Origin of the sequence: Pseudoxanthomonas putridarboris (assembly GCF_038321125.1) — a bacterium.
GTDB classification, from domain to species: domain Bacteria; phylum Pseudomonadota; class Gammaproteobacteria; order Xanthomonadales; family Xanthomonadaceae; genus Pseudoxanthomonas_A; species Pseudoxanthomonas_A putridarboris.
Genome location: NZ_JBBWWT010000011.1, coordinates 1 through 26,173, shown reverse-complemented (window position 1 = coordinate 26,173; position 26,173 = coordinate 1). Strand labels below are relative to the sequence as shown.

Annotated in this window: 27 protein-coding genes; 17 read left to right on the top strand and 10 right to left on the bottom strand. The window is 68.6% G+C overall.

Translation table 11 applies throughout. The annotated features are described in order from the left end of the window. Position 1: 1 nt before the first annotated feature. The 5 genes from modC to AAD027_RS16820 form a co-directional block, all read right to left on the bottom strand. The gene (gene modC, locus AAD027_RS16840; protein WP_341727193.1) at positions 2-619 is read right to left on the bottom strand and encodes a molybdenum ABC transporter ATP-binding protein; all 618 of its coding nucleotides are present in this window, start codon (positions 617-619) and stop codon (positions 2-4) included. Between the two features lie 199 nt (positions 620-818). Continuing rightward, complete coding sequence (gene modB / locus AAD027_RS16835) at positions 819-1,520, bottom strand: molybdate ABC transporter permease subunit (protein WP_341727192.1); 702 nt, start codon at positions 1,518-1,520, stop codon at positions 819-821. A gap of 10 nt (positions 1,521-1,530) precedes the next feature. Continuing rightward, entirely contained in the window at positions 1,531-2,316 is a 786-nt protein-coding gene (modA, locus tag AAD027_RS16830; RefSeq protein ID WP_341727191.1) for a molybdate ABC transporter substrate-binding protein, read from the bottom strand. 37 nt (positions 2,317-2,353) lie between these two features. Then, positions 2,354-2,854 carry a hypothetical protein gene (locus tag AAD027_RS16825; RefSeq protein WP_341727190.1) on the bottom strand — a complete coding sequence of 167 codons (501 nt, stop codon included), beginning with the start codon at positions 2,852-2,854 and terminating at the stop codon, positions 2,354-2,356. A gap of 35 nt (positions 2,855-2,889) precedes the next feature. After that, positions 2,890-3,714: a S1/P1 nuclease gene (locus AAD027_RS16820; protein ID WP_341727189.1), complete on the bottom strand. Its 825-nt coding sequence runs from the start codon at positions 3,712-3,714 to the stop codon at positions 2,890-2,892. On the opposite strand from AAD027_RS16820, the gene AAD027_RS16815 reads away from it, so the two are divergent. Further along, entirely contained in the window at positions 3,713-4,156 is a 444-nt protein-coding gene (locus AAD027_RS16815) for a hypothetical protein (protein ID WP_341727188.1), read from the top strand. The two genes, AAD027_RS16820 and AAD027_RS16815, sit on opposite strands and share 2 nt — an antisense overlap. Here AAD027_RS16815 and AAD027_RS16810 read toward each other — a convergent pair. Beyond that, positions 4,153-4,776, bottom strand: a complete 624-nt coding sequence (locus AAD027_RS16810; RefSeq protein ID WP_341727187.1) for an OmpW/AlkL family protein — start codon at positions 4,774-4,776, stop codon at positions 4,153-4,155. The genes AAD027_RS16815 and AAD027_RS16810 overlap by 4 nt on opposite strands. Positions 4,777-4,925: 149 nt before the next feature. Here AAD027_RS16810 and gap point away from each other — a divergent pair, with 149 nt between their 5' ends. The 5 genes from gap (at position 4,926) to AAD027_RS16785 (ending at position 12,472) form a co-directional block, all read left to right on the top strand. Then, positions 4,926-5,930 (top strand): type I glyceraldehyde-3-phosphate dehydrogenase, encoded by a 1,005-nt coding sequence (gene gap, locus AAD027_RS16805; protein ID WP_341727186.1) that lies wholly within the window; start codon positions 4,926-4,928, stop codon positions 5,928-5,930. A gap of 250 nt (positions 5,931-6,180) precedes the next feature. After that, entirely contained in the window at positions 6,181-8,931 is a 2,751-nt protein-coding gene (locus AAD027_RS16800) for a DUF2339 domain-containing protein (protein ID WP_341727185.1), read from the top strand. Next, on the top strand, positions 8,928-10,286 hold the full coding sequence (locus AAD027_RS16795; protein WP_341727184.1) for a DUF3999 domain-containing protein: 1,359 nt from the start codon (positions 8,928-8,930) through the stop codon (positions 10,284-10,286). Before AAD027_RS16800 ends, AAD027_RS16795 begins: the two co-directional genes overlap by 4 nt. A gap of 148 nt (positions 10,287-10,434) precedes the next feature. Beyond that, the gene (locus AAD027_RS16790) at positions 10,435-11,607 is read left to right on the top strand and encodes a phosphoglycerate kinase (RefSeq protein ID WP_341727183.1); all 1,173 of its coding nucleotides are present in this window, start codon (positions 10,435-10,437) and stop codon (positions 11,605-11,607) included. Between the two features lie 223 nt (positions 11,608-11,830). After that, positions 11,831-12,472 carry an HAD hydrolase-like protein gene (locus AAD027_RS16785; RefSeq protein WP_341727182.1) on the top strand — a complete coding sequence of 214 codons (642 nt, stop codon included), beginning with the start codon at positions 11,831-11,833 and terminating at the stop codon, positions 12,470-12,472. Positions 12,473-12,647: 175 nt separating this feature from the next. Here the strand turns inward: AAD027_RS16785 and AAD027_RS16780 are convergent, their stop codons facing one another. Beyond that, entirely contained in the window at positions 12,648-12,896 is a 249-nt protein-coding gene (locus AAD027_RS16780; RefSeq protein ID WP_341727181.1) for a hypothetical protein, read from the bottom strand. Between AAD027_RS16780 and pyk the strand changes: the two genes are divergently transcribed. The 3 genes from pyk to AAD027_RS16765 are packed head-to-tail and all read left to right on the top strand — an operon-like array spanning position 12,895 to position 15,588. After that, complete coding sequence (pyk, locus tag AAD027_RS16775) at positions 12,895-14,361, top strand: pyruvate kinase (protein WP_341727180.1); 1,467 nt, start codon at positions 12,895-12,897, stop codon at positions 14,359-14,361. The genes AAD027_RS16780 and pyk overlap by 2 nt on opposite strands. Before the next feature lie 23 nt (positions 14,362-14,384). Continuing rightward, on the top strand, positions 14,385-14,573 hold the full coding sequence (locus tag AAD027_RS16770; protein ID WP_341727179.1) for a hypothetical protein: 189 nt from the start codon (positions 14,385-14,387) through the stop codon (positions 14,571-14,573). Between the two features lie 10 nt (positions 14,574-14,583). After that, a complete protein-coding gene (locus tag AAD027_RS16765; protein WP_341727178.1) occupies positions 14,584-15,588 on the top strand; it encodes a class I fructose-bisphosphate aldolase in 1,005 nt (334 codons plus the stop codon). Positions 15,589-15,679: 91 nt separating this feature from the next. On the opposite strand, the gene AAD027_RS16760 is transcribed toward AAD027_RS16765, so the two are convergent. Continuing rightward, positions 15,680-16,294 (bottom strand): DUF6498-containing protein, encoded by a 615-nt coding sequence (locus tag AAD027_RS16760; protein WP_341727177.1) that lies wholly within the window; start codon positions 16,292-16,294, stop codon positions 15,680-15,682. 115 nt (positions 16,295-16,409) lie between these two features. Between AAD027_RS16760 and AAD027_RS16755 the strand changes: the two genes are divergently transcribed. The 6 genes from AAD027_RS16755 to AAD027_RS16730 all read left to right on the top strand — a co-directional run bounded on the left by AAD027_RS16755 (position 16,410) and on the right by AAD027_RS16730 (position 21,333). Further along, positions 16,410-16,883: a MarR family winged helix-turn-helix transcriptional regulator gene (locus tag AAD027_RS16755; RefSeq protein WP_341727176.1), complete on the top strand. Its 474-nt coding sequence runs from the start codon at positions 16,410-16,412 to the stop codon at positions 16,881-16,883. A 5-nt stretch (positions 16,884-16,888) separates the two neighbouring features. Further along, the gene (locus AAD027_RS16750; RefSeq protein WP_341727175.1) at positions 16,889-17,983 is read left to right on the top strand and encodes an HlyD family secretion protein; all 1,095 of its coding nucleotides are present in this window, start codon (positions 16,889-16,891) and stop codon (positions 17,981-17,983) included. A gap of 157 nt (positions 17,984-18,140) precedes the next feature. Continuing rightward, positions 18,141-19,694, top strand: a complete 1,554-nt coding sequence (locus AAD027_RS16745; protein ID WP_341727174.1) for an MDR family MFS transporter — start codon at positions 18,141-18,143, stop codon at positions 19,692-19,694. Between the two features lie 209 nt (positions 19,695-19,903). Then, on the top strand, positions 19,904-20,290 hold the full coding sequence (gene gloA2, locus AAD027_RS16740) for an SMU1112c/YaeR family gloxylase I-like metalloprotein (RefSeq protein ID WP_341727173.1): 387 nt from the start codon (positions 19,904-19,906) through the stop codon (positions 20,288-20,290). Between the two features lie 238 nt (positions 20,291-20,528). After that, complete coding sequence (locus tag AAD027_RS16735; RefSeq protein ID WP_341727172.1) at positions 20,529-20,846, top strand: NINE protein; 318 nt, start codon at positions 20,529-20,531, stop codon at positions 20,844-20,846. Positions 20,847-20,871: 25 nt separating this feature from the next. Continuing rightward, positions 20,872-21,333, top strand: coding sequence for a DUF6265 family protein (locus AAD027_RS16730; protein WP_341727171.1), 462 nt, complete (start codon positions 20,872-20,874; stop codon positions 21,331-21,333). A gap of 28 nt (positions 21,334-21,361) precedes the next feature. Here the strand turns inward: AAD027_RS16730 and cysK are convergent, their stop codons facing one another. Further along, the gene (gene cysK / locus AAD027_RS16725) at positions 21,362-22,321 is read right to left on the bottom strand and encodes a cysteine synthase A (protein WP_341727170.1); all 960 of its coding nucleotides are present in this window, start codon (positions 22,319-22,321) and stop codon (positions 21,362-21,364) included. Positions 22,322-22,350: 29 nt separating this feature from the next. Beyond that, the gene (cysG, locus tag AAD027_RS16720) at positions 22,351-23,814 is read right to left on the bottom strand and encodes a siroheme synthase CysG (protein WP_341727169.1); all 1,464 of its coding nucleotides are present in this window, start codon (positions 23,812-23,814) and stop codon (positions 22,351-22,353) included. 168 nt (positions 23,815-23,982) lie between these two features. Between cysG and AAD027_RS16715 the strand changes: the two genes are divergently transcribed. Further along, complete coding sequence (locus AAD027_RS16715; protein WP_341727168.1) at positions 23,983-24,966, top strand: LysR family transcriptional regulator; 984 nt, start codon at positions 23,983-23,985, stop codon at positions 24,964-24,966. Between the two features lie 102 nt (positions 24,967-25,068). Next, on the top strand, positions 25,069-25,413 hold the full coding sequence (locus tag AAD027_RS16710) for a hypothetical protein (protein ID WP_341727167.1): 345 nt from the start codon (positions 25,069-25,071) through the stop codon (positions 25,411-25,413). The last annotated feature ends 760 nt before the right edge of the window (positions 25,414-26,173 follow it).

Below are 26,173 nucleotides of genomic sequence, written 5' to 3'. Positions count from 1 at the left end.
GTCAATCCAGCGCATGCACCGAATCCGCCACCCGGCGCACCTCGTCCGGGTGGTGGCTGACGTAGACGATGGGCAGGCGGATCTCGTCGCGCACGCGCTGCAGGTAGGGGATCAGTTCCTCGCGGCGGGCCTGGTCCAGCGCGGACAGCGGCTCGTCGAACAGCAGCATGGCCGGTTGCGAGAGCAGGGCGCGGCCGATCGCCACGCGCTGCGCTTCGCCGCCGGACAGGTTGCGCGTGCGGCGCGCCAGCAGCGGCGCGATGCCCAGCAGTTCCACCACCGCATCGAAACCGAACCGCGCTTCGCCGCGTGCGCCATGACGGCCGTAGAGCAGGTTGCGCCGCACGTCCAGGTGTGGGAACAGCCGCGCGTCCTGGAACACATAGCCCACGCGGCGCTTGTGCACCGGCACGTCGATCCCCCCCGTGCTGTCGAACAGGCAGCGGCCGTCCACGTCGATGCGGCCGGCGATGGGCTTGACCAGCCCCGCGATGGCGTTGAGCACGGTGGTCTTGCCGGCGCCGGAGGGACCGACCAGCGCGACCACGCGCGCTTCGTCCTCGATGCGCACATGGCGATGGAAACCGCCCCGGCGCAGTTCGATGTCGAGTTTCAGCATCGGCGGCTCCCGGCGGGGATCGTCTTTGTAGGAGGGGCTTCAGCCCCGACCGATTTCCTGACGAAGCAAGCCAAAGCCTCGGTGGTTCGCCAAACCGGGCGCGCTGCGGCGCGTTCATCATTCATGACAGCAGCAACACTATCGTGGCGCGGGCTGAAGCCCCTCCTACAGAATCCTTTCTGGCTGCCGCGCCGCATGTTCAAGCGTCCTCCCCATGCCGCGTGTGATGCCGCCGCACCAGCCACTCGGAGAGCAGCAGCGCCGCCAGCGAGATCGCCACCGCCACCGCCGCCAGCCGCCAGATGCCGGCTTCGCCGCCGGGCACCTGCATCAGCCCGTAGATGGCCGACGACAGCGTCTGCGTCTCGCCGGGGATGTTGGACACGAAGGTGATGGTGGCGCCGAACTCGCCCAGCGCCTTCGCGAAGGCCAGCACGCTGCCGGCCACCAGCCCGGGCCAGGCCAGTGGCAGGGTAATGGTGAAGAACACACGCCACGGTCCTGCGCCCAGCGTGGAGGCGGCCTGTTCCAGCCGCCGGTCGGTGGCTTCCAGCGACAGCCGGATCGCGCGCACCATCAGCGGGAAACCCATCACCGCGCAGGCCAGCGCCGCGCCGGTCCAGCGGAACGCGAACACGATGCCGAAGTGTTCCTTCAGGAAGCCGCCCACGGCGCCCTGCGTGCCCAGCGTCACCAGCAAGGCGTAGCCCATCACCACCGGCGGCAATACCAGCGGCAGGTGCACCAGCGCATCCAGCAGCGCCTTGCCCGGGAAGCGTTTGCGCGCCAGCAGCCAGCCCAGCGCGACGCCGAACGGCAGGCTGGCGAGCGCCGCCGTCGAGGCCACCTTCAGGCTCAGGCGGATCGCGGTGATTTCCTCCGGCGTGAACCAGTCCGGCATCGTCCGCCGCTCATTCCTTCACGGCGAAGCCGCGGCGCTGGAAGATCGCCCGCGCCGGCGGCGATGCCAGCCACTGCACGAAGCGCGTGGCCTGCGCGGACTGCGTGCCGTGCAGGACGGCGACCGGGTAGACGATGGGCGGATGCGAGTCCTCGGGGAAGGTCGCCAGCACGCGCACCGCGGGCTCGGCCTTGGCGTCGGAGGCATAGACGATGCCCAGCGGCGTCTCGCCGCGCGCCACCAGCATCAGCGCGGCGCGCACGCTTTCGGATTCGGCCAGCCGGGCTTTCACGCCGTTCCACAGCGTCAGCGACTCCAGTGCGGCGCGTGCGTACTTGCCGGCCGGCACGCTGTTGGTCTGCCCCACCGCCAGGCGCCCACCGCCGAGCGCGGCCAGGAACGTGGCCGGCCGTTTCAGATCGACCTGCGCGCGGCTGGCCTTCGGCGCGATCAGCACCAACTGGTTGCCGAGCAGGTCGCGCCGGGTGGAGGCCTCCAGCTTGTCGCGTTGCTGCAGGTAGTCCATCCATTCCAGATCGGCCGAAAAGAATACGTCGGCGGGCGCACCCTGTTCGATCTGCCGCGCCAGCGCCGAACTGGCGGCGTAGGAGACGCGCACCGGCACGCCGGTCTGCTGCTGGTAGGCCACGGCGGCTTCGTCCAGCGACTCCTTCAGGCTGGCGGCGGCGAACACGGTCAGCGGCGCCGGTTCATCGGCGGCGCGCGACGCGGGGATGGCGAAGAGCAGCATCGCCATGATCGACAGCGGAATACGGAGGAAGCCCAAGGCGCTCATGTGTGCGTGCTCCTGTCGGTGGAAGGGCGGGTCGTGGTTACAGCACGGTCAACGACTGCAACTGGCGGATGCTGCGCGCGGGGCGGCCGTCCTGCGGCAGGACGAGGCGAAATGGCCCGTCGTGCTCGTCCAGCGGCTGGCCGTTGCAGCGATCGACCAGGAACACGGGCTGGTTGCCCAGCGTGGGGTCGAGCTCGCCCAGCGAGAACGTCACCCGGTAACCGTCGCGCGCCTGGGCTTCCACGCGGCGTGCGAGGTGCGCCCCGCGCAGCGGTTCCGCCGGCATGGCGCCGGCACGGCGCAGTACCTCGGCCAGCGCCACGCCGGAGCATTGCAGCGACGTGCCGTGCACCTGGAGGTTCACGTCGTGGCGCGGCAGGCCGGACAGCAGGGCGGGCTCCACGGCGATATCGACCCGGGGCGCAGGCACAGGAATGGCGACCTCGCGATGCTCGGCATGCGCATGCTCGGTCGCCGCGGTCGCCTGGCAGGACAACGCCAGCGCGAACAGGACGGGCAGTCGGTACGGGATTGCCATGTGCCACCTCGTTGCCATGGAGGAAAGTGCGCCGGTCAATGCGTACTGCCCAGCGCGGCATTCAATACGCCGGCCAGTGCCGCGCCGCCTGCGCGCAACTGCCGTTCCGCAACGGGCAGGTAGCGGTCCACGTAGGCCTGGTCCAGCCGCGCGCGCGGCGGGTAGAAGCCGGGCTGCCGCACCACGCGGCACGACTGCTCCGCCCATCGTGCGGACGGTGGCGGCAGCGCGATCCTGTCCGCGTCCGGGCGCGGCAATGTGCGCAGGTAGGCAAGGTAGCTGGCCTCGTCGCGCTTCGTCGAGGCCAGCATGCGGCTGTCCCACAGGCTGTGCAGGTTCGTGCCGGTGCCGTTCCAGTTCACCTGCACCTCGTTGCCGCCCTTGTCGCGGGCGTAGCCGGCGTGCAGCGGCTGGTGCACGTCGCCGACGAAGTGGACGACGAATTTCAAGGCCCGCACTCGCTCCCCGCGTGGCTTGCCGGGGTCGGCGAGGATCGCGGCCTGTGCGCGGATCGCTTCCACCACGCAGTTGCCGCCGGGACAGTCGCGCGGCAGGTCGTACACGCAGTCGTGTTCGCCGATGTTGACGTAGTGCCAGCGCGAGGTCTTGCGACCCAGGTCGGGATCGTTGTCGCGCAGCTCGTCGGCCCAATTGGCGATGCCGGCCAGCGTGGGCACGGCTTCGCCGGCCAGGAGGTCGTCGATCTGGCGTCGTGTCTCCGGCGTCAGGTCGTCCCAGGCCAGCGACGCGACCAGGCGGTGGCCCAGCGCCCCCCATGCGTGTGCGGGAGTGGGCAAAAGCAGGGCGGCGGCGAGAAGAAAAAAGAGGATCCGGTTCATGCCGGCCACTTTAACCGACATGCCCGGATCCCCGGTCGTGCGCCTGGGCTGGATCGACCTTCGACCCCGACAGGCATCGCCGAACCGTTTCGAGGCGACGCCCGGCGGAAAGCGGGAAGTCGTGCGCTGTGCGCACGGGCAAGCCGGCGGCTTCGCCGTCTGTAAAAAGGGTAAGGGCCTGTTCACGATTTCGAGGAGCGCGGCCGGTATTCGAAAAAGAAGACCCGTCGTTCCGGCGGCTTTCAACAGCCGAATGGCTGGTCAAGCCGGAACCCAGCGACTTTCATGGAGTCGACACGAGCATTCCGAAGAGCAAAGACACTGGGTTCCGGCTTTCGCCGGAATGACGAACTCCTTCTTCGAGACCGTGAACAGGTTCTTGCAGGCGGCGAAGCCGCCGACTTCACCCTTCACCCCTTACTACTTCTTCCGCTGCATAAGGCCGAATGCCGATTCGCCCTAGAACTTCAGCACATAAGCCACGCCGTACACCCACGGGTCGATGTTGGCCGTGCCCAGCTTGGCGCCGTCCACGTGCACGTCGGTGTCGATGTCGATCCAGCGCGCATCCACGCGCACCGCGCCGCGTTCGCCGACCTTGAAGTCGATGCCGGCATGCGCGGCCAGGCCCCACGAATCGTCCAGCTTCAGGCGGGTGCCTTCCAGCGCCCCCCGCGTGTGCTCGCTGAAGAAGGTGGTGTAGTTGATGCCCGCGCCCACGAACGGCGACACCTTGCCCTGGCCGTTGAAGTAGTATTGCAGCGACACCGTCGGCGGCAGGTGCTTGGTGCTGCCCACCGTGCCCACGCCCTTGACCGCGATGTCGTGCTCGAACGGCAGCGCGGCCAGCACTTCCAGGCCCAGGTTGTCGCGCAGGAAGTATTCGAAGGTGATGGTCGGCTTAACGTCGCTGTCGATGTCCAGCGGCAGGGTGCCGCCGGCCAGCGCGCCGTTGTCGGACTTGGGATTGACCTGGTGGACGCCGATGCCCAGCGTCCAGTCGCCCTTGGACTGGGCCAGCGCGGAGATGGGGGCGGCGCCCAGGGCAAGCGCCAGGGCGAGGGGGATCAGGGCCTTGTTCATCGTTTTCATGCTCGTTGGGAACCGCGGGCAGTCTCCGCCCGCGTTGCGGCCGGCGCCTTGATCCTGATCAATGCTGCGCATGGGGGCCTGTTAGAATGGCGGCCCCGTCAACCCCGCCGCGCCGGGCGCGGCCGCAGGAGTCCTGAGCAATGTCGATCAAGGTGGGTATCAACGGCTTCGGCCGCATCGGACGCAACGTGCTGCGTTCCGCCGTGCAGAATTTCGGCAACGACATCGAGATCGTCGCCATCAACGATCTGCTGGAACCGGACTACCTGGCCTACATGCTGCAATACGACTCCGTGCACGGCCGCTTCAAGGGCGACGTGAAGGTGGAAGGCAACACCCTGACCGTCAACGGCAGCAAGATCCGCCTGACCCAGGAGCGCGACCCGGCCAACCTCAAGTGGGACGAAGTCGGCGCCGAAGTCGTCATCGAGTCCACCGGCCTGTTCCTGGACAAGGCCACCGCGCAGAAGCACCTGGATGCCGGTGCGAAGAAGGTCATCCTGTCGGCGCCGTCGAAGGACGACACCCCGATGTTCGTGTTCGGCGTCAACGACAAGACCTACAACGGCGAGGCGATCATCAGCAACGCCAGCTGCACCACCAACTGCCTGGCCCCCCTCGCCAAGGTGCTGCACGACAAGTGGGGCATCAAGCGCGGCCTGATGACCACCGTGCACGCGACCACCGCCACGCAGAAGACCGTGGACGGCCCCAGCAACAAGGACTGGCGCGGCGGCCGCGGCATCCTGGAGAACATCATCCCGTCCAGCACCGGCGCGGCCAAGGCCGTCGGCGTGGTGATCCCGTCGCTCAACAAGAAGCTCACCGGCATGTCGTTCCGCGTGCCGACCAGCGACGTGTCGGTGGTCGACCTGACCGCCGAACTGGAAAACCCGGCGACGTACGAGGAGATCAAGGCCGAGATGAAGGCGCAGAGCGAAGGCGCGCTGAAGGGCATCCTGGGCTACACCGAGGACAAGGTGGTGGCCACCGATTTCCGCGGCGACGTGCGCACCTCGATCTTCGACGCCGACGCCGGCATCGCGCTGGACCCGACCTTCGTCAAGCTGGTGGCGTGGTACGACAACGAATGGGGCTATTCCAACAAGTGCCTGGAAATGGTCCGCGTGGTGGCGGGCAAGTAAGCCCGCCCCGTCCGCGCGCCGCCTTGCGCGGCGCCGGGCCGTCGATACCAGCGAGCGCCCTCCGGGGCGCTCGCGTCGTTTTCCGGGTATCACGTCGCGATACCCGGGGCGCCCTCCGCCGCCACCGGCGGATCGGAATCTTGCAAATGCCCGGCGCTTGCCGGAGGCTGCGGGACATCGCCGCGGATGGCCTGGGGACCGGGCCTTCCTCGTCCTTGCATCAGATGAAGGACCCACATGAGGGCTGGGAATGGATGACGTAGTCGGCTTGTTGATCGTGCTGGGCCTGGTCGTGCTGGCCGTGCCGGTGCTGCTGATCGTGGCACTGGTGTCGGTGAGCGGGCTGAAGCGGCGCGTCGCGGCACTGGAAGCGCAGGTCGCCGCGTTGCGCAGCGCCCGCCCGGCCACCGCGCCTGCGCAGGGCGTCGCATCGCCGCCACGGCCTGCACCCGCATCCACGGTGCGGGAACCAGCCGACGATCCCACGCTGGCCGAGCTGCCGCGTGCGCAGGCAACCCCGCCTGCCGCGCGCGAAGCGGCGCCCCCGCCCGCGAGTACGGGCGCGGTGCCGCCGCCCGTGCCGCCATTGCCGGAACCACCGCGCGCGACGTTCGAGAACGTACGGCGCGAACCCACTCCGCCGCAGCAACCTCGTCCGCCCGCGGAATCGGACTTCGCCACCCTCGCGCTGCGCACGGTGAAGCGCTGGTTCACCGTCGGCAACGTGCCGGTGAAGATCGGCGTGCTGGTGCTGTTCGCCGGTGTCGCCGCGTTGCTGAAGTACGCGGCCGACCAGGGCTGGCTGACCGTGCCGCCGGAACTGCGGCTGGCGGGTATCGCCGCGGCGGCGCTGGGCGCGCTGGTGTTCGCGTGGCGCAAGCGCGAAAGCAATCGTACCTTCGCCCTGAGCCTGCAGGGTGGCGCCATCGGCGTGCTGATGCTGGTGGTGTTCGCGGCGTTCAAGATATTCGCGCTGATGCCGGCGGGCGCGGCGTTCGCGTTGAGCATCGTGCTGGTCGCCGGCGCCGGCATGCTGGCGGTGCTGCAGGACGCGAAGGCGCTGGCGGTGTTCGCGCTGCTGGCCGGCTTCCTGGCGCCGATCTGGCTGTCCACCGGCAGCGGCAACCACGTCGCCCTGTTCTCCTACTACGCGGTGCTGAACGCCGCCATCGTCGGCATCGCCTGGCACAAGTCCTGGCGCGTGCTCAACCTGCTGGGCTTCGCCTTCACCTTCGGCATCGGCACGGCCTGGGGCGCGTTCGACTACGTGCCGGAGAAATACGCCAGCACACAGCCGTTCCTGGCGTTGTTCTTCGTTTTCTACCTGCTGATCCCGTTGCTGTTCGCGCGTCGCCAGCCGGCCAGCCGCCGCGACTTCATCGATGGCTGCCTGGTGTTCGGCATGCCGCTGGTGGCGTTTTCGCTGCAGGCCGCGTTGATGCAGGGCAGCACGTTCGATGAGAGCCGGATGCCGCTGGCGTTCTGCGCGCTGGGCCTGGGTGTGCTGTACGCCGCGCTGGCCTGGTCGCTGCGCAGGCGCGAGAACTTCGACGTGCTGGCGCAGGCCTACGCGTTGCTGGCGGTCGGTTTCGCCACGCTGGCGGTGCCGCTGGCGCTGTCGGCGCGCGCCACGGCGTCGGTATTCGCGCTGGAAGGCGCCGCGCTGGCGTGGCTGGGCCTGCGCCAGCAGCGCCTGTTGCCGCAGATCAGCGGCGCGGGCCTGCAACTGGCGGCGGCGGTGGCGTTGCTGCTGGTGGTGGATGCCTGGCGCTTCGATGAAGTGGCGCTGGCCAACCCGACCTTCATGGGCGCGCTGCTGATCGCCCTGGCGGGCTTTGCCAGTGCCTGGGCGTACCGTGCGGGCGGCAAGCCCGGGTTCGCGCTGGCCTACTACCTGTGGGGGCTGGCGTGGTGGTGCGGGGCGGCGCTGCGCGAGTTCGACCAGTTCCTGCCGCCGGCGTGGCGCGCCGATGCCGATGCGCTCCTCATGTTCGTGGCCCTGACGGGGTGGCTGGCGGCGGAGGCGCATCGTCGCCGCCCCGCCACCGCGCTGGCGTGGACGACGCTGGCTGCGCTGGCCCTGGCTTTCCCGCTGGCGCTCTGGCAGACCGGGGCGCACCAGCATCCGTTCGCCGGCCTGCTGGGCGCATGGTCCTGGCTGGCGTATGCGGTGTTCGGCATCCGCAGCCTGCAGTGCCTGCGCGACAGCGAGCATCGCCTGGCCGGCGCCGCGCAGTTCGTGTGGTGGCTGGTGTGGCCGCTGGCGGCGAGCCTGCTGCTGGGCTGGCTGCCGGACCGCATCGACGGCATGGGCCAGGGCTGGCAACTGGCGCTGATGGCCTTGCCGTGGCTGGCGACGGTCGCGATGGCGCTGTTCCGCTGGCGCTGGATCTCGGCGCCGCTGGGCGAACGCTTCGATGGCTGGCGCAACGTGCTGCTGGGCGTGCTGTTCGCGGTGTTGTCGCTGTGGTGGCTGGGCGCGCTGTTCAGCGCGGGCGATGCCTCGCCGCTGCCGTGGCTGCCGGTGCTCAATCCGATGGAACTGGCGCAGTTGGGCGTGCTGGTGCTCGCCTTGTGCTGGCTGCTGCCGCAAGGCCATCCCGGCATCCCGCGGCCATCGCTGATCGTGCTGCTCGCCGCGGTCGCCTTCGTGTGGGTCACGTCCGTGGTACTGCATGCCGTGCACCACTGGGGCGGTGTGCCGTGGGATGGCAGGCTGCTTTCCACCAGCCTGGCGCAGACCAGCCTGACCGTGGTGTGGAGCGTGCTGGGCGTACTGGGCTGGGTGATCGGTTCGCGCCGTGGCCAACGCATGCTGTGGCTGGCCGGCGCGGTGCTGATGGCGGTGGTGCTGGCGAAGCTGGTGCTGGTGGACCGCCAGCACCTGGGCAACCTGCTGGGCATCGGCTCGTTCATCGCCTACGGCCTGCTGTGCACCGTGGTGGGTTATCTGGCGCCGGCGCCGCCGCGCCAACAGGACAGCGAGGAGTCCGTCGCATGAAGAAGCTTGCATGGCTGCTGATGTTGTTGCCGCTGGCCGCGTTCGCCGGCGTCGGCGAGCAGTATGCGCAGCGGTGGCCGCTGCTGCTGGCCAGCGACGGTGCCGGCGCCTACCGCGTGGCGCTGGACCGCGATGTCTACCGGACCACCGCCTGGCCGGACCTGCGCGACATCGACGTCGTCGATGCACGGGGCAATCCCGTGGCCGCCGAAGTCTTCGGCCCGGACCAGCCGTTGGCGCTGCCGGTTCGGCGCGTGACGGTGCCATGGTTCCCGCTGCCGCCGCAGGAGCAGGGCGATACGCCGGCGCTGAGGCTGTCGGCGCAGTTCGGCGACCACGGCCGCATCCTGCGGCTGGAAGCCGAGCAGGGCGCGACGCCGCCCGCCGACGGGACGGCGCGCGCCTTTCTCGTGGACCTTAGCAGCGTCCGCGACAACGCGCAGGCGCTGGAGATCGACTGGGAGCCGGGCACGCCGCGCGAATCGTCGTATCGGGTGGAAAGCAGCGACGATCTGCAGCACTGGCGGGCGGTGAGCCAACGCGTCGCGCTGCTGGAACTGCGGCAGGGTGGCGAGCGCCTGCTGCGCAACGAGGTACCCATCGCCAGCGGCCTGCGCTACCTGCGCTTCGTCCCCCTGGACGCCTCGCCCGCCTTGCCCGTGCGCGCGGTGCGCGTGCGCCTGGACACAGACTACATGCAACAGGCGATGACGTGGATCCAGGCGCAGGGCCGCAAGGTGTCGGAACAGGGACGCGACTATTTCGTCTACGAAAGCGATGGCCGTTATCCCATTTCGCACGCGGACCTGGCCATGGACGACTATGCGGTGGGCGAATGGACGCTGGAAAGCCGCGATGCCGCCGATGCGCCGTGGCGGCGCCGTGCGGGGCCATGGGTGGCGTACCGGGTCGGCGGCGAACGGCAGAGCGTGTCGCCGGAACAGGACGTCGGCGGCGCACCCGTGCGCGACCGTCACTGGCGGCTCAGCGTGTCGGGGCCACTGCCGGCGAAGGCGCCGACGTTGCGGTTGGGTTACCGGGCCGAGGTCGTGGTGTTCCTGGCGCAAGGGCAGGGTCCATACGCACTGGTGGCCGGCAGCGCCACCGCGAAGCGCGCGCATGCGCCGATGCCGCAGTTGGTCGACGCGTTGCGCGCCGACCGTGGCCGCGACTGGCAGCCCACGCCCGCCTATCTGGCGCAGCCGCAGAAGCTGGCCGGCGATGCCGCGCTGCAGGCGCCGCCCACGCCGCGCGACTGGAAGGCCTGGCTGCTGTGGGGCCTGCTGGTGGCCGGCGCCTTGCTGGTGGCGGGTTTCGCCTTCAGCCTGTTGAAGCGCCCGTCCGCGCAGCGGTAGTCCCGCACCCCGGCTTTCCGTGGGAGCGACGCGAGTCGCGACCGGAAATCAATGTCGCGACTCATGTCGCTCCCACGGGGAATGCACGGTTTGCGGTGTCCGCGCGCAGCCGGGACAATAGGCCTCTTTCCCGTTGCCAGGAATGCCCATGTCCATCGTCCGCATGACCGACCTCGACCTGACCGGCAAGCGCGTGCTGATCCGGCAGGACCTCAACGTGCCCATCGAGGACGGTCGCATCACGTCCGAGCAGCGCATCACCGCATCCCTGCCGACGCTGAAGCTGGCGTTGCAGAAAGGCGCGGCGGTGATGGTGACTTCGCACCTGGGCCGGCCGAAGGAAGGCGTGTGGAGCGAGACCGACTCGCTGGCGCCGGTAGCCGCGCGCCTGTCCGAACTGCTGGGCACCGAGGTGCCGCTGGTGAAGGACTGGGTGGACGGCGTGGACGTGAAGCCCGGCCAGATCGTGCTGCTGGAGAACTGCCGCATGAACGTGGGCGAGGGCAAGGACGACGAAGCGCTGTCGAAGAAGTACGCCGCGCTGTGCGACGTGTTTGTGATGGACGCCTTCGGCACCGCGCACCGCGCGCAAGCGTCCACGCACGGCGTGATCCGTTTCGCCAAGGTCGCCGCCGGCGGCCCGCTGCTGATGGCCGAACTGGATGCGCTGGACAAGGCGCTGGCGAACCCCGCTCGCCCGCTGCTGGCCATCGTCGCCGGCAGCAAGGTGTCCACCAAGCTGGAATTGCTGACCAACCTGGTCGGCAAGGTGGACCAGTTGATCGTCGGCGGCGGCATCGCCAACACCTTCATCGCCGCCGAAGGCCACGCGGTGGGCAAGTCGCTGTACGAAGCCGACCTGCTGGACACCGCGCGCAAGATCGACGCCGACGCCAAGGCGCGCGGCGCCGAGATCCCGCTGCCCAGCGACGTGGTGGTGGCGAAGGCCTTCGCGGCCGATTCGCCGGCCACGGTGAAGGCCGTCGACGCGGTGGCCGACGACGACCTGATCCTCGACATCGGCCCGCGGACCGCGCAGCGCTACGCTGAACTGATCAAGTCGGCCGGCACGGTGGTTTGGAACGGCCCGGTGGGCGTATTCGAGTTCGACGCCTTCGGCAAGGGCACCGAGACGCTGGCGCGCGCGATCGCCGCGTCGAAGGCGTTCTCCATCGCCGGCGGCGGCGACACGCTGGCGGCGGTGGACAAGTACGGCATCGCCGACGACATCAGCTACATCTCCACCGGCGGCGGTGCGTTTCTCGAGTTCCTGGAAGGCAAGACCCTGCCGGCCGTGGCGGCACTGGAAGCGCGCGGTTGAAGGAAGCACTCTCCGTGGGAGAGGGATCGAAGTGAGGCGCGCGAGGCCGCGGAAAGAGATACCCGCGACGGAACGGCCGGGTGCACGGATGCGGTTGTCGAACGGCTTGGCGATTCCGTGCAACCGGCTCCGTTTGCCGACCCTCCGGCGCTTCGCGGCGCCCTGCGTTCAATACGCGCAGGCTGTTCTCCCGACGGGGGAAGGAAACGATCCGGGTACAACCATGTCCACACTGTTCTTCGATCTCGACGGCACCCTGATCGACTCCGCCGCCGGCATCACCCGCTGCGTGGCGCACGCGCTGGACCAGCTGCGGTTCCCGGTTCCTCCGGAACCGGAACTGCGGCGCTGGATCGGTCCGCCGCTGCGCACCAGCTTCGCGCCGCTGCTGCGCGACCCGGCGTTGGTGGAGTCCGCGGTCGAACATTATCGCGACCGCTTCGAGACGCACGGCTGGGCCGAGCACGACATCTATGCGGGTGTCGGCGAAGCGGTCGAAGCCCTGCACGTCGCGGGATTCCGCCTGGCGGTGGTCACCGCCAAGAACGAACCGCATGCCCGCAAGATCGTCGCGCACCTGCCGTTCGGCCATCGCTTCGCCGATGTCGTCGGCGCCACGCCGGACGGCCGCCTGAGCCACAAGCCGGAACTGATCGCCGAAGCGCTCCAGCGCCTGTCGCTGGATGCGGCGGATTGCTGGATGATCGGCGACCGCCACATGGACATCGAAGGCGCGCGCCACCATGGCATGCGCAACATCGGCGTGCTGTGGGGATTCGGCGGCGAACAGGAACTGCGCGACGCCGGCGCGGATCATCTGGTGGCCGCGCCGCACGACCTGCACGCGGTGCTGGCCCCCCTGTAGGAGCGGCTTCAGCCGCGACCGAACGGCCGAAAAGCCTTCAAGCCCCGAATTGACACGGATAAAGCGGATAAGGCGGACCAAAGCCTAAAAGCTTTATCCGTGTTCATCCGCGTTGATCCGTGTCTTCCGCGTTTTGCGATTGGCCATCGGCGAGCGGTCGCGGCTGAAGCCACTCCTACAGGGCAGGGCGGCGGCGCAGATCCATGTGCGCGCGCAACACCGGATGTTGTTCACGAGACCAAAAAAATACCAGTCGACGCATCGCGCGGATATGCGCGAAACCGCATGAAAACAGGGGTTTCGTCGATCCCGATGCTGTCGGCGGCAGGCTGTCCCGGGACAGGGGCGCCATGCCATCGGCGCAGGTCATCGTGATGCGCGTCCGGTGTGGTAGCGTTTGCGCGAATTCAGGAAGCCGCACCATGACCGAACGCCAGCGCCGCACCAAGATCCTCGCCACCCTCGGACCGGCCACGGACCCGCCCGGTGTGCTGGAGGGCCTGTTCCGTGCCGGCGTCAACGTGGTGCGCCTCAACTTCTCCCACGGCGATCCGTCCGGCCAGGCCAAGCGTGCCGCCGCCGTGCGGCTGGCTGCGCAGCGCGTGGGCGCCGAGGTCGGCATCCTGGCCGACCTGCCGGGGCCGAAGATCCGCATCGAGCGCTTTACCGAGGGCAAGGTGGTGCTGAAGACCGGCGACCGCTTCGACCTGGTCGCCAGCGCCGACGCGCCCCCGGGCGATACCGCGCAGGTGGGCGTCAGTTACCTGGGGCTGCCCAACGACGTGACGGGCGGCGACGTGCTGCTGCTGGACGATGGACTGATGCAGTTGCGCGTCGAACAGGTCGATGGCGAGCGGATCGTCTGCACCGTGCTCAACGACGGCGTGCTGTCGGATCGCAAGGGACTGAACAAGCAGGGCGGCGGCCTGTCGCTGGGCGCGCTGACCGAGCGCGACAAGGAGTTGATCGGCATCGTCGCGCAGATCGGCGTGGATTTCATCGCCGTGTCGTTCTGCCGCAATGCGCAGGACATGAACGATGCGCGCCGCATCGCCCGCGAGCATGGCTGCGACGCCGCGCTGGTGTCCAAGATCGAGCGCACCGAGGCCATCGAGAACCTGGCCGAGATCGTCGATGCCAGCGATGTGGTGATGGTGGCGCGCGGCGACCTGGGCGTGGAGATCGGCGATGCCGAACTGCCGGGCCTGCAGAAGAAGATCATCCGGGAGTCGCTGGCGCGCAACAAAGTGGTGATCACCGCCACGCAGATGCTGCAGTCGATGGTGGACAGCCCCATTCCCACCCGCGCCGAAGTGCTGGACGTGGCCAACGCCGTCATCGACGGCACCGATGCGGTGATGCTGTCGGCCGAAACCGCCGCGGGCAGCTACCCGGTGAAGGCGGTCGAGGCGATGGCGCGCATCTGCCTGGGCGCCGAGAAGCAGTTCGAGATGGACACCGACTTCGAGAAGGCGCCGCGCAACCTGGAGCGCGCCGACCAGGCCATCGCCATGGCCACGATGTTCCTGTCCGAGCATATCGGCGTGCGCGCGATCGTGGCGATGACCGAGTCCGGCGGCACCGCGCGCTTCCTGTCGCGCTTCCGTTCCAGCGCGCCGATCTACGCGTTCTCGCGCCACGATGGCGCGCGGCGCAAGATGGCGATGATCCGCGACGTGTTCCCGATCGCCTTCGACAGCCGCGGCCTGGCCCCGCGCGAGGCCGCGCGCGACGCGATGCGCGTGCTGCACGATCGCGCGCTGCTGGCCGAAGGCGACCGGGTCATCTTCACCAGCGGCGACCACATGGAACAGCACGGCGCCACCAATACCCTGCGCCTGTTGCAGATGGGCACGCAGGGCAAGGCCGAGGGACTCGGCGAGCTCTGACCCATATCCTGTAGGAGCGCCCCATGGGCGCGATGCTTTTTGCTTCTTCTCAATGCGGCAAGGCATCGCGCCCATGGGGCGCTCCTACGGTGAAATCGGTTTCTTCCAAGCGGGAGGGCGGCAGTTCGCTCACCTGGGCGCGCCCTTCACCGCCTTTTTCCGGTTGTCGTCGCGGCGCGGGCTATAATTGGTATTTCCCCGACCGCCCCTGACAGGAACCCCATGAGCATCGAACAGCTTGCCGAAACCGCCCAGGCCATGGTGGCCGCGGGCAAGGGCATCATCGCGATCGACGAATCCACCACCACCATCGCCAAGCGGTTCCAGGGCGTGGGCATCGAGAACACCGAGGAAAACCGTCGCGCCTACCGCGAACTGCTGCTGACCACGCCGAAGCTGGGCGACTACATCTCCGGCGCCATCCTGTACGACGAGACGATCCGCCAGTCCACCAGGGACGGCGTGCCGTTCGCCAAGGTGATGGCCGCCAACGGCATCATCCCCGGCATCAAGGTCGACAAGGGCACGCACCCGCTGGCCGGCTGCCCGGGCGAAGTGGTCACCGAGGGCCTGGACGGCCTGCGCGACCGCCTGAAGGAGTACTACAAGCTGGGCGCGCGCTTCGCCAAGTGGCGTGCGGTCATCAACATCGGCGACGACATCCCCTCCGGCACCTGCATCGAGGCCAATTCGCACGCGCTGGCGCGCTACGCGGCGCTGTGCCAGGAGAACGGCCTGGTGCCGATGGTGGAGCCGGAAGTGCTGATGGACGGCAGCCACGACATCCAGACCTGCTACGAAGTCACCGAAGCCACGCTGCGTTCGCTGTTCGGCGCGCTGTACGAGCACAACGTGCTGCTGGAAGGCACCATCCTGAAGGCATCGATGGTCGTGCCGGGCAAGGACTGCGACGAGCAGGCCAGCGTGGAGGAAGTGGCCGAGTCCACCGTGATGTGCCTGAAGAGCACCGTGCCGGCGATCCTGCCGGGCATCGTGTTCCTGTCCGGCGGCCAGAGCGACGAGGACGCCACCGCGCACCTCAACGCGATGAACCAGCTGGGCGCGCTGCCGTGGCCGCTGAGCTTCTCGTACGGCCGCGCCATGCAGTCGGCCGCGCTGAAGCTGTGGTCGCAGGACCTGGTGGGCAACTTCGCCAAGGCGCAGTCCACCGTCTACGCCCGCGCCAGGGACAACGGCCTGGCCGCGCTGGGCAAGTGGGAAGGGTGAGCGACCTCGCTTGACCGTTGCCTGTCGGCAACGGTCGCGAGCGTGAACGCTACAGTGAAGGAAACGCCGGCGAAAGCCGGCGTTTTCCGTTTCAGCCGGCGTCCGCCCGCGCCCGTTCCGCGGCGCGCTCGGCCAGGCGGCGGTCCAGGGAATCCATCGCCAGGTCCGAGGCCGTCTTCAGTGCAGTGAACACCACCATCACCGCCGCGCCCGTTCCGGTCGTGCCGCCCACCAGGATGATCAGGTGCATCGGCAATATGCGCAGGTAGGGCAGGAGCATCAGCGCGCCCAGGCTGGGCTTGCCTCGCACGTCGGCGGCGTGCTGCGCGGCATAGGTCTGTCGCTGCGAGTAGACGAACGACAAACCGCACAGCGCAAGCAGCGCGATGTCTCGCGGCGAGCCCACCGGGTGCTGCGCGCACAGGAACGCCAGATAGCCCGCGTGGAAGAACCCGTAGTGCAGGGCGAAGAAATTGGCCGTGGAGCGCTTGCCGGCCTCGTCCTCGCTGACCCGCCGACCGTTCGAGGTGAAGCCCTCGGTGGTGAAATCGTGCAGCGCCAGCATCCGGTGGCGCGCATAGAAACCGATCACCACGCTCTGGATCCAGTAGGGCCAGATCAGCCAGCCGGTTTCCCAGTCGAAGGCCAGCGCCAGCAGCAGGGTGAGGGCATTGGAGGCCAGCAGGCCAAGGGCGGACGGGCGCATCCGTTCAGGATACGGCAGGCCCGGAGCCACGGGCGTGGCGATTTTCCTTCCCAAAGCTGAACGAAATCTTCCTGCCTGCAATATGATTGCCTAAGCAGCTATATCATAGGCAGCCATGAACAGCGCCGCGCCCTACAGCACCATCGGTTACCTGATCGCCGACCTCAGCCGGTTGTTCGGCCGGGTCTTCGACCGTCGTTCCGCGCACCTGGGGCTGACCCGCGTGCAGTGGCGCGCGCTCAAGCGCATCCACCAGAACGAAGGCATCACCCAGGCCGAACTGGCCGACCTGCTGGACATGGAGCCCATCGCGGTCGGCCGCGTGATCGACCGGCTGCAGAAGGCCGGCTTCGTCGAGCGCCGTGGCGACCCCGGGGACCGCCGCGTCTGGCGCCTGCACCTGCTGCCGCAGTCCACCGCGCTGATGACCGACATCGAGGCGGTCGCCACCTCGGTGCGCGAGGACTGCCAGGCCGGCGTGGACCCGGCCGAACTGGCCATCGCCCTGAAGGTGCTGGGCCGGATCCGCGAAAACCTCTCCCAGCTCGACCGCGCCAGCCGCGGCGAGTCCTCCCTCCGCAAGGGCTGAACCCCATGACCAGCAAGATCAACGAGGCCGCCGAAGCCGCGGCCAAGCCGTCCACTCCCAAGCGTCGCCGCGTGCCCCTGTGGCTGTGGATCGCCGGGCCGCTCGCCGTCGCCGGCTTCTTCGGCTGGGAATGGGTGGTGTCCAGCCGGGAGGTCAGTACCGACAACGCCTACATCAAGGCCGAGCGCATCCTGATCGCGCCGCAGGTCGGCGGACGCGTGGTGGAAGTGGCGGTCGCGCAGAACCAGCCGGTGAAGCAGGGCGACCTGCTGTTCCGCATCGACACCGACCCGCTGACCATCGCCGTGGCGCAGAACGAAGCCCTGGTCGCGCGGATGGCCAACAGCGCCAGCGCCAGCCGCGCCAAGGTGGTGGGCACCGGCACCTCCATCGAGGCCGCGCGCGAAACCCTGGCCTGGGCGCAGCGCGATCTGGCCCGCATGCAGCAGCTCGCTTCGCAGCAACTGGTGGCGCGCAAGATGCTGGACGACGCGCGCCACGCCGTTGCCGAAGCGCGCACCGACCTGGCCGACGCCATCGCCAGCCAGTCCGAAGCCACCGCTTCGCTCAGCGGCAGCGCGTCCACGCCGACCCAGGACCTGCCCGAGTACCGCGCGGCGCAGGCCATGCTGGCGAAGGCCAGGCTGGACCTGGCGCACGCCGAGGTGCGCGCGCCGGTCGACGGCATCGTCGGCCTGCACGACCTGCAGGTGGGCGAATACATCAATGTCGGCCAGACGGCGATGCCGCTGATCGCCAGCGCCCCGATCTGGGTGGAAGCCAACTTCAAGGAAACCGAACTGACCAGGATGCAGGTCGGCCAGCCTGCGACGATCAAGGTCGACAGCTATCCGGGCGTGAAGTGGAAGGCGCACGTGGCCTCCATCGCGCCGGCGTCCGGCGCCGAGTTCAGCGTGTTGCCGCCGCAGAACGCCACCGGCAACTGGGTGAAGATCGTGCAGCGCATCCCGGTGCGGCTGGAGATCGACGGCGCCGACCGCGGCGATGCGCCGCAACTGCGCGCGGGCATGAGCGCCGACGTCCACGTCGACCTGCGCGATGCCGGTGCGCAGGCCGGCCACGCGACCGCCGCGCGCTGAGCTTTTTCTCGAGGCATTCCTTTTCCATGTCATCCCGGGCGCCAGCGGATGCGATCGACGGCACTGTGGTGGGGCCGAAGAGCGCTGAGGCTGCGCCCCGGGTGACCTCTGGTCCGTACGCGCGTGCAGCGCGCGGCGGATCCCGCCTGGATTCCCCATGAGCACCTCCTCCAATGCCGCTGTAACCGCCGACGCATCGGGCGGCAAGCGCACGCTGCTGGTGGCGTCGGTGATGCTGGCCACGCTGATGCAGGCGCTGGACACCACCATCGCCAACGTCGCGTTGCCGGACATGCAGGGCTCGCTGTCGGCCACCCAGGACCAGGTGTCGTGGGTGCTGACCAGCTACATCGTCGCCGCCGCGATCCTGACCCCGGTGACCGGTTGGCTGGCGGGACGGCTGGGCCGTCGCCGCCTGCTGATCATCGCGGTCAGCGGCTTCACCGTGGCGTCGCTGCTGTGCGGCATCGCCAGCGGCATCGGCGAGATGGTGCTGTTCCGCATCCTGCAGGGCGTGTTCGGCGCGTCGCTGGTGCCGATCTCGCAATCGCTGCTGCTGGACGCGTTCCCGAAGGAAAAGCATGGCGCGGCGATGGCGATGTGGGGCATGGGCATCATGGTCGGCCCGATCCTGGGCCCGCCGCTGGGCGGCTTCCTGACCCAGAACTACAGCTGGCACTGGGTGTTCCTGATCAACCTGCCGATCGGCATCCTGGCGCTGCTGGGCATCATGGCCAGCGTGAAGAAAGACGTGCCGCACCAGCGCCCGCTGGACGGCATCGGCCTGGGCCTGCTGGCGCTGGGCATCGGCGCGTTGCAGCTGTTCCTGGACCGCGGCCAGAGCGAGGACTGGTTCGGCAGCATCGAGATCCAGATCGAGGCCGCGCTGGCCTTCCTCGCGCTGTACACCTACGGACTGTGGTGGTGGCGCAAGCGCGACCGCGCGCTGCTGGACCTGGGCCTGCTGAAGAACGCCAACTTCGCGGTCGGCTGCGCCCTGATCTTCGTCGTCGGCATCGTGCTGTTCGCCACGCTGGCCCTGCTGCCGCCGTACCTGAGCACGCTGATGAATTATCCGGTGCTGACCATCGGCCTGGTGCTGGCGCCGCGCGGCGTCGGCACGATGTTCAGCATGATGGTCGTGGGCCGCCTGCTGGGACGCGTGGACGCACGCTGGCCGATCCTGGTGGGCATGGCGCTGATGGTGATCTCGCTGCACGGCATGACCCGGTTCGGCCCGGATGCGTCGATGGAATCGATCGTCTGGCTGGGCGTGGTGCAGGGCATGGGGCTGGGCCTGGTCTTCGTGCCCATTTCCACGGTGGCCTATGCCACGCTGGAACCGCACCAGCGCACCGAGGCGGCGGGCCTCTTCAGCCTGGTGCGCAACATCGGCTCGTCGGTGGGCATCTCGGTGGTGATGACCCTGCTGTCGCGCGCCATCCAGGTGAATCACGCCGAGATCGGCGCTCGCATCCCGGCGTTCGGTGCGGAAATGACGTTGCTACCCGCCGCGATGGATCCCTCGACCGCCACCGGGCTTGCGCTGCTCAACGCGGAAGTGAACCGGCAGGCGGCCGCCATCGGCTACCTCAACGATTTCAAGTTGATGATGCTGCTGACGCTGGTCTCGATGCCGCTGGTGCTGTTGATGCGGGGTGGCAAGGCGCCTTCCGCCGGCGCCGGCGCGGATGCGGCAGCAGCGCATTGAGCGAACCTGTAGGAGGGCCTTCAGGCCCGACCGCAAAGCATCAGGCCGATGACCCAAGGGCCGCCAGCACCGTTCCCGCAAACCCGGAATCCCTTGTAGGAGCGCCCTTGGGCGCGATGCCTTTCCCTCGCTCCGCGCAAGAGCATCGCGGGCATGGCCCGCTCCTACAAAGGCAGAAATCGGGGGGGCAGGCCTCCTACAATCCGCGCATGAAGATCGAAGGCCTGCACCACGTCGCCATCATCGCGTCGGACTACGCGCGATCGAAGCGCTTCTATGCGGAAGTGCTGGGCCTGCCCATCGTGGCCGAGGCCTACCGCGAAGTGCGCGATTCCTGGAAGCTGGACCTGGCGCTGCCCGACGGCAGCCAGGTGGAACTGTTCTCCTTTCCCTCGCCGCCGCCGCGCGTGTCGCGGCCGGAAGCCTGCGGGCTGCGCCACCTCGCCCTGCGCGTGGCCGACATCGACGCGGCTATTGCGCACCTGCAAGCGCACGGCGTGGCCTGCGAACCGGTCCGGGTGGACGAGTACACCGGCAAGCGCTTCGCCTTCTTCGCCGATCCGGACGGACTGCCGCTGGAGCTCTACGAGGTCTGAGCGTTGGCTCACCCACTGTGGGAGCGACGTAAGTCGCGACCGGAGAAACAAGAAGCCATCGACCCCGAAGTGATGCGGATGAATTCGGACAAGGCCATCGCCCTCTCCGGGCGATCAACATCCATTCGTGACCGGAACCTTTGGGTCTCCGGTCGCGACTTACGTCGCTCCTACAGGGGGACGTCGCAAGCCCCGTCGCGACCTGTTACCGTTCGGCATCGACGAGCGAGGGGGCGGGATGTTCTGCAGGCAATGTGGCCAGCAACTGGCCGACCAGGCCGTGGCCTGTCCGCACTGCGGCGTGGCGACCGGCTACTTCCCGCAGGTGGTCGCGCAGAACAAGAGCCGCACCAGCTACATCCTGTTCGGCGCGCTGCTGGGCATGATCGGGTTGCCCGGCATCCACAATTTCTATGCCGGCTACAACCAGAAGGGATTGGTGCAACTGCTGGTCAGCGTATTGTCGTGCTGGCTGCTGTGGATTCCCATGTATATCTGGGCCATCGTGGAGATCTGCACGGTGACCCACGACAGCGATGGCAAGCCGATGTATTGAGCGGATTCTGTCGCGGGGTGGATGCATGAAGCGCTTGAGCATGCTCGTGGGGCTGATGTTCCTGCTTCCCGCCATCGCGCAGGCCGGCGAACTGGATTGGCTGGCCGGGCATTGGTGTGGAATGCGTGGCAAGACCTTCAACGAGGAAACCTGGATGGCGTCGCGCGGCGGCCTGCTGGTCGGCATGCATCGCGATACGCGCGACGGCAAGGCCACCGGTTTCGAGTTCATGCGCATCGCGCGGCAGGATGGGCAGTGGGTGTTCCTGGCGCAACCGGATGGCGGTGCGGCGGTGGCGTTCCCGGCCACATCGGTGACGGCCGACAGTGCGGAGTTCTCCAATCCGCGACACGACTTCCCGCGCCGCGTGATCTACCGCCGCGTGGATGCCGACACCCTGCATGCGCGGGTGGACGACGGCACCGACACCGGCCAGAAGCTGGAATGGACCTGGAAGCGGGATTGCGAAGCGCCCGCCGATCCGTGATCCGCTCCCACAGGGTGAAGTGTGGCGATCAGTCCAGCGAGGCCAGCCACTCGTCGTCCGAGCCCTCGTTGACGCCCTCGAACAGCGGCGTGGAGAAGTAGCGCTCGCCGGTGTCGGGCAGCACCGCCAGCAACACGGAATCTTCCTCCGCCTTTTCCGCCACCTGCAATGCGGCGGCGACGGTGGCGCCGGCGGAGATGCCGACGAAGATGCCTTCCTCCGCGGCCAGGCGGCGCGAGGTGGCGATGGCGTCGGCGTCGGTGATGGGCAATATCTGGTCGGCGACGTCGCGGTTCAGCACGTCCGGCACGAAGTCCGGCGTCCAGCCCTGGATCTTGTGCGGTTGCCACTCCTTGCCCAGCAGCAGCGAGGCGCCTGCCGGCTCCGAGGCGGTGATGCGCACTTCCGGGCGCGCGACCTTCAGCACTTCGCCCACGCCGGTGAGCGTGCCGCCGGTGCCCCAGCCGGTGACGAAATGGTCGAGCCGCTGGCCGGCGAAATCGCGCAGGATTTCCGCCGCCGTGGTCTGCCGGTGATAGGCGGGATTGGCGGGGTTCTGGAACTGGCGGGCGAGGAACCAGCCGTGCTTGGCCGCCAGTTCCTCCGCGCGCCGCACCATGCCGCTGCCGCGCTCGGCGGCGGGGGTCAGGATGACCTTGGCGCCATAGGCGCGCATCAGCTTGCGGCGTTCGATGGAGAACGTCTCCACCATCGTGGCGACGAACTTGTAGCCGCGCGCGGCGGCGACCATCGCCAGCGCCACGCCGGTGTTGCCCGAGGTGGCCTCGACGATGGTGTCGCCGGGCTTCAACAGGCCTTTGGCTTCGGCGTCCAGGATGATCGCCAGCGCCAGGCGGTCCTTCACCGAGCCGCCGGGGTTGAACGATTCCACCTTCGCGTACAGCGTGACGTGCTGCGGCGCGACGCGGTGCAACTTCACGACGGGCGTGCGGCCGATGGTGTCCAGAATGCTGTCGTAGAGGGCCATGGGGTCTCCGTGAGGGTCTTGGGTGCGGGTCAGGCGGCCTGCAGTGTGGGTGCCGGAAGGTTGCGGGAATGTGTCGGCGCCGCGTCGCCGCGCAGCGGCGCCGGGCCGAACCAGTGCAGCGTCTGCGCCAGCGCGGCCACTTCGCCCAGGATCAGCAGGGCGGGCGAGCGCACCTGGTGCGAACGCGCGGTTTCGGGAAGATCGGCCAGCGTGCCGGTCACCACCCGCTGTTCGCGCCGCGATCCGTTCTCCACCAGGGCGAACGGCGTGCTTGGCGAACGGCCGGCTTCGACCAGCCGCGCGCGGAAGTCCTCCAGCCCGGCCACGCCCATGTAGACGGCCAATGTCTGTCGCTCCTGCGCCAACGACGTCCAGTCCAGCGTGTCGGAGGAGTCCTTGCAGTGCGCGGTCACCAGCCTCACCGATTGCGCGTGGTCGCGGTGGGTCAGCGGTATGCCGGCATATGCGGCGCAGGCGACCGCGGCGGTGATGCCGGGCACCACTTCGTAGGCGATGCCGTGCGCGCGCAGGAATTCCAGTTCCTCGCCGCCGCGGCCGAACACGAACGGGTCGCCGCCCTTCAGCCGCACGACACGCCTGCCGGCGCGCGCGTGTTCCAGCATCAGCGCGTGGATGTCATCCTGCCTGGCGCTGTGTCCGGCGGCCGACTTGCCCACCTCGACATAGGTCGCGTCGCGGCGGCCCAGGCGCAGCACGTCGTCGCTGACCAGCCGGTCGTGCAGGATCACGTCGGCTTCGTTCATCGCGCGCAAGGCGTTCAGCGTGACCAGCCCGGCATCGCCGGGGCCGGCGCCGACCAGCGCCACCGAGCCTTCCGGCGCGCGCTGCACGCTTTCGTCCAGCACCGACTGGAACAGGTTCTCGGCCTGGGCATGCAGGCGCTGCCGGTACAGGCGCGGCAGCGGGCCGGCCAGCAGGCGCTCGAAGAAGCGCCGGCGCTCGCCCAGGCGCGGGAAGCGCTGGCGGATGCGCTCGCGCTGGCGGGCGAACAGGCCGGCCAGGTCGGCCCAGGAATCATCCAGCAGGGTTTCCAGTTGCCGGCGCAGATGGCGGGCCAGCATCGGCGCGCCGCCGCCACTGGAAATCGCGACCTGCAAGGCACCGCGTTCGACCACCGCCGGTACCTGGAACGTGGACAGTCCGGCATCGTCCACCACGTTGGCGAGCAGCCGCCTGGCTTCTGCCGCATCGGCTACCGCCCGGTTGGCCGCGCCATCGTCGGTGGCGGCGATCACCAGCCAGACCTCGTCCAGCCAATGGGGTTGGAAGTGGCCCTCGATCCAGTCGATCCGGCCCTGGTCCCGCCAGGCCTGCAGCCCGTCGGTCAATGTCGGCGACACCACGCGCGGCCGTGCGCCGGCCCGCAACAGCGCTCCCGTCTTGCGTTCGGCCACCGCGCCGCCGCCCACCACCAGCACGGGGCGGTCACGCAGGTCGGCGAACAGGGGGAACAGCGGAGCGTTCACGGGCATGGTCGGCCGGGTCGGGCTGATGACCCTACCGCCCGCTCATAGCCACCGGAAATGACATCCGTCCAGCAACATATTGCTTGCGGTTATAAGTCCGGGCCGCTACGGTCCGGGGAAATCCACTACATTCAACGGCCTCCCTCCTGGCTGGCCGAACCGCGCCCCACGCCGATGACGCTGACCCAACTCCGTTACCTGGTGGCCATTGCCGATGCCGACCTCAACATCACGCTGGCGGCGGCGCGCGTGCACGCCACCCAGCCGGGCCTGTCCAAGCAGCTCAAGCAGCTGGAGGACGAGCTGGGCTTCCTGCTGTTCGTGCGCAAGGGCCGCAGCCTGGAAGCGGTGACCCCGGCCGGCACGGAAGTCATTGACCGCGCCCGCCTGGTGCTCGCCGAAGCCAACAACATCCGCACCTACGCCGCCAACCAGCGCCGCGAGAGCCAGGGCCAACTGGTGCTGGCCACCACGCATACGCAGGCCCGCTTCGTGCTGCCGCCGGCCATCGCGCAGATCAAGCGCGATTACCCGCAGGTGAGCGTGCATCTCCAGAACGCGGCCGAAAGCACCGCGCTGGACCTGCTGACCCAGGGCGACGCCGACATGGCCGTGGTCAGCACGGCCGGCGATCCGCCGCAGGCCGGCATCGCCGTGCCGCTGTACCGCTGGCGCCGGCTGGTGCTGGTGCCGCGCGGCCACGCGCTGGACCGCGCCGGCCCCGCGCCGGGGATGACGGAACTGGCCGCGCAGCCGCTGATCAGCTACGAGTCCTCCACGCGGCCCGGCTCGTCGTTGCAGCGCGCCTTCGCCAAGGTCGGCCTGGAGCCCAACATCGCCTTGACCGCGCTGGACGCCGACCTCATCAAGACCTACGTGCGCGCCGGCCTGGGCGTGGGCCTGCTGGCGGAGATGGCGGTGAGCGGCACCGATACCGACCTGCGCGCCTGGCCCGCGCCGCAGGAAGTGAAGGAATGCATCGCCTGGGCCGTGCTGCCGCGCGAGCGCGTGCTGCGCGACTACGCGCTGGAACTGGTGCGCGCACTGGCCCCGCAGATCGACCGTCGCGACCTGCGCCGCGTGCTGGACGGCAACCAGGACCCCGACTGGCCCGAACCGCCCACCTGGGAATCGCTGACCCAGACGATCACCAACTGAGTGTCGCCAGCCGCTGCCGCGCTTCCCCCATCGTGTGATTGACGCAATGGACGCACTGCGCGAGCCTGATGTCCAGGTCAATGGGTCGCATGGGGTGGTGCCATGAACCGCATATCGAAAATGGTGCTGCGCATGTACGTGCCGGCCGTCGTCATCACGGCGGGGGGATTGGCCACGGCCGAAGCGGTGACGCGCACGCAGAGCACGGTGGGCGACCTGACTCCGCAGCGGCTGGCGTCGCTTTCGTTCCTGCTGGCGATCCTGCTCGGCACCGCGTGGGCGCTGCATTCCAGCTGGCGCCTCTATCGCTGGGCGCGCGGGCGCGAATTGCGCTGCGCCTGCGGCGGCCTGATGTCGCGGCCGCGCTACAACAAGCAGCGGCAGAAATACCGCAAGTGCCTGGCCTGCGGCGGCAAGTCGCTGGAAGGGGCGCATTGCGGTAACTGAATCGATGTGAGCGCCGCGTCCGCGTTGCGACTGTCTGTTGCATTGCACTCTGGATGTAAGCCGCGCTCGCCGCCGCGTTACTCGCTTCCTTTCGGCTGTTGGAATGCGCCTCTTTAGCTTGTGCAAAGCTGTAGGGTGCACCGCTGTTCACCGACATGCACGGTCCAAGCCCCTCTCCCGCCGGGAGAGGGGTTGGGGTGAGGGCCGAACGAAGCCCGTCTGCGTCCCGCTTCATTTACTGGCGACATGCGGATTCACGTATCACGTTCATTTGTGATGAACGCATTATGTTCATTCTCACTCTTCGGAAAGGCCTGCTTTCATCAAGCATGGCGCGCTCGCCGCGAGGCCCTACTTTTCTTTGCTTGTGCAAAGAAAAGTAGGCAAAAGAAAGCACACCCCGGCGGTCCGCCCGCCACTACGTGGCGGGTGCGCAGTCCCGGCAGGAATTTCCGGAAGACACATCCTGTGTCATCCGGAAACGGCGCACATCCTTGTGCGCCGCCCTGCGGGTTGTACCTGCCGGGACTGCCGGACCTAAAGGGGCCCCAAGGGCGACACGGATACATCTGGAGCCCAGTTGCTTCTGCTTTTGCTTTTGCCTCTCGGGTCCCCATTTAGGCGCGGCAAGCGGGCCGGGTAAAACCCGTAGGGCGCCGCCCTGGATGGGCGGCGTTTTCGTATGGCACAGGGATGTGCCTTACGAAAATTCCCGGCCCGCTTGCGGACCCGGAGCGCGCAGCGCGCAGGGCGCGCCGCC